The organism is uncultured Olegusella sp., from assembly GCF_947253395.1.
GTDB lineage: Bacteria > Actinomycetota > Coriobacteriia > Coriobacteriales > Atopobiaceae > Olegusella.
On record NZ_CAMXYY010000147.1, the window covers coordinates 1 to 3,091 of the forward strand.

At 49.9% G+C, this 3,091-nt stretch carries 3 protein-coding genes; all 3 read left to right on the top strand.

Annotated elements, in window-relative coordinates; genetic code table 11:
• Positions 1–41 precede the first annotated feature (41 nt).
• Positions 42–791 (top strand): DNA repair protein RecO, encoded by a 750-nt coding sequence (recO, locus tag Q0X25_RS08130; RefSeq protein WP_298581051.1) that lies wholly within the window; start codon positions 42–44, stop codon positions 789–791.
• Positions 792–957: 166 nt separating this feature from the next.
• The gene (gene rpsO / locus Q0X25_RS08135; protein ID WP_298581090.1) at positions 958–1,236 is read left to right on the top strand and encodes a 30S ribosomal protein S15; all 279 of its coding nucleotides are present in this window, start codon (positions 958–960) and stop codon (positions 1,234–1,236) included.
• Positions 1,237–1,383: 147 nt separating this feature from the next.
• Positions 1,384–3,091, top strand: a 1,708-nt coding sequence (locus Q0X25_RS08140) for a polyribonucleotide nucleotidyltransferase (protein ID WP_298581093.1), incomplete at its 3' end; no start/stop codon positions are given.

The following is a 3,091-nucleotide window of genomic DNA, read 5'->3' on the forward strand; positions in this document are numbered from 1 at the left end:
ACTGAAATTTCTCGACTCGGTTTGGTAGTTGATGAGTAGTTATGGCAGGTAGACGCACCAAACGTACTCGAGCCCTGGTACTAGACACCACCAAGCTAGGGGAGCAGGATCTCATTCTTACTCTTCTTGGAGAAACTGGTGTGCAGCTGCGTGCAGTAGCCAAGGGGGCACGCAAGCCAGGGGGACGTCTAGCTGCGCGTTCTGAGCTGTTTTGTGAGTCTGATTTTTTGATTACAGAAGGACGCAGTCTGGGCATTGTGTCTGAAGCAACTACTGTTGATGCACATGCGGGCCTGCGCGGTGATTTAGCTCGAGTGAGCGCTGCTTCTGCAGTCAGTGAGCTTAGTTTGCACAACTGCTATGAAGATGCACCCGACCCTTATTTATATCCCATATGTTCGCGTGCATTGCGGGCCTGTGAGGAGGCAGAGGATAGAGCACATCTGTTATTGGTGGTTGCAGCTTTTAGCATTAAGTTGCTCTCACACTGCGGCTGGCGTCCTGAGCTTGATAGTTGTGTTGCCTGCGGGGATTTTGCGGTGAGCAGATTTTCTGCTGCGACAGGTGGGGTGCTGTGTTCTAGTTGTGCGCAAAGTATTGCAGGTGCAGAAGAATTCAGTAAAGAAGAAATTTCATGGCTGCGCTCTCTTATCAGCTTGACGTTTGATCAGTTGTTAACGGCATCTATGACCGATACTTTGGCGTTGCGTCTTGCGCTACTTGCACATAGCTGGGCAAGTTCTCAGCTGGAATGTCGCCTGCGGGCAGGAGAGTTTTTCCTCGGTCTGTAAATCGTTCGTGGAAAAACTGAGAGTATACTAAGAAAATCCTCTCTTAAGCTGCATAAAACAAATTCAGTGCTATCCTTAATCGGTCCGTACCTCTAACTTAGAAGCCCGTCTTTCCCGGACGGCTATCTCAGTTTGAGGCGAATTTTTTAGAAGAAGGGAACGTCGTATGGCTACAAGCAAGGAGCGCAAGGCTGAGATTATTGCTCAGTACGGCAAGGACGAGAAGGACTCTGGTTCGGCTGAGGTTCAGGTTGCTCTGCTTACTGAGCGTATCAAGAGCCTGACCGAGCACATGAAATCCCATAAAAAGGACTATCACACGCGTCGTGGTCTTTTGATGCTCGTTGGTAAGCGTCGTCGTCTGCTGGGTTATATCAAGGCTGGCGATATTGAGAAGTATCGTGAGCTTATTAAGAGCCTTGGTATTCGCGACAATATTCAGTAGCTCATAGTTCGGCAATCGTGAGAGCGCCTGCGGGCGCTCTCTTGCTGTTATGAAGGGTCGCAGGATGCGGTCCTGTAGGTTGAACGAAAAGGTTTCTTCCTACAAAGCGGCCCGTCTACAAGGGGTAGGCGGAGACAAGGGAAAAGAATGACAAAGGTTACACACGAGTTTGACCTCTACGGCAAGCACTATTGTTTCGAGACGGGCGAGCTCGCCAAGCAGGCAACAGGGCAGTGTCTCGTACGTTGCGGAAATTCCATCGTTAATGTGACGGTGGTCGTTTCGAAGGAGCGTAAAGACTACGACTTCTTCCCTCTGACTGTTGATTTTATTGAAAAGATGTATGCAGTAGGTCGTATTCCTGGTGGCTATCTCAAGCGTGAGGCTCGTCCTAGTGAGAGGGCTACTCTGACTGCACGTATGATTGACCGCCCTTTGCGTCCATCTTTCCCTGATGGTTTCCGCAATGAAGTTCAGGTTGTTGCAATGCCTTTGGTGGCCGATCAAGTTCACGGCGTTGACACCATCTCTATCATGGGTGCTAGTGCTGCCTTAACTGTTGGCGGTGTACCTTTTGAGGGTCCTCTGGCAGGTGTTCGTATCGGTCGCAATCGTGATACGGGTGAATTTATCGTCAACCCAACATTTGAGGAGCAGGACAATTCTGACCTCGACCTTGAGCTTGCTGGTTCTGCCACCTATATTTCCATGTTGGAGGCTGGTGCCGACGAGATTTCTGAGGAGGACATGCTTGCTGCAATGACCTTTGGTCAGCAGGCTATTGCTGCTTTCTGTGAAGAGCAGCACAAGTTTTTTGCTAAATGTGTTGAACTTAATGGTGAGTTCCCTGTTCGTGAGTATGTGCTTGATGAACCTATTCCTGAGGTCCAAGAGCGTATTAGCGCGCATATGGATGAAATGAAGATTGCCCTTAAGAGTTCAGATAAGGAAATTCGCGAGGCTCAGGTCAATGAGCTCAAGGAGCAAATCAAGGACGAGTTTAGTCCTGAGGAGCAAAGCGAGTGGAGTCGAGCCATCACCAGTGAGCTCAAGCAGCTCGAAAAACACGCCATGCGTCAGATGGTTGTTGAGACTGGTGAGCGTGTTGATGGCCGTGTTTGCGACGAGGTTCGTCCTCTATTTATACAAGGCAACTATCTGCCTTTGGTGCATGGCTCAGGTCTTTTCCAGCGTGGCCAGACCCAGGTGCTTTCTATCTGCACCTTAGGCATGCTCAATGAGTGGCAGCGCCTTGATACCATTGATCCTCTTGAGGGCAAGCGCTATATGCACCACTACAACTTCCCACCCTTCTGCACGGGTGAGACTGGTCGTATGGGTTCGCCCAAGCGTCGTGAGATTGGTCATGGTGCTCTGGCAGAGCGTGCTTTGCGTCCCGTTATTCCTTCTGAGGATGATTTCCCCTATGCCATCCGTGTGGTTTCTGAGGTTATGGAGTCCAATGGTTCTTCTTCCATGGCTTCTACCTGCGGTTCCACTTTGGCTTTGATGGACGCCGGTGTACCTATCAAGCGTCCTGTTTCTGGTGTTGCAATGGGACTTATTCAAGAAGAGGGCAAGACCGTTGTCCTAACTGACATCCAAGGTGTTGAGGATTTCCTCGGTGATATGGACTTTAAGGTCTGTGGTACCACCAAGGGCATCACGGCTATGCAGATGGACAATAAGGCAACTGGCCTTACTCCTGAGATTTTCCGTCAGGCATTTAAGCAGTCTCATGAGGGCCGTATGCATATCCTTGATGCTATGCTCGACGCTGTTCCCGCTGTTCGTGAGGAAACCAAAGAATCTGCGCCTAAGATTATTAGCATGCAGATTCCCACTGACAAGATTC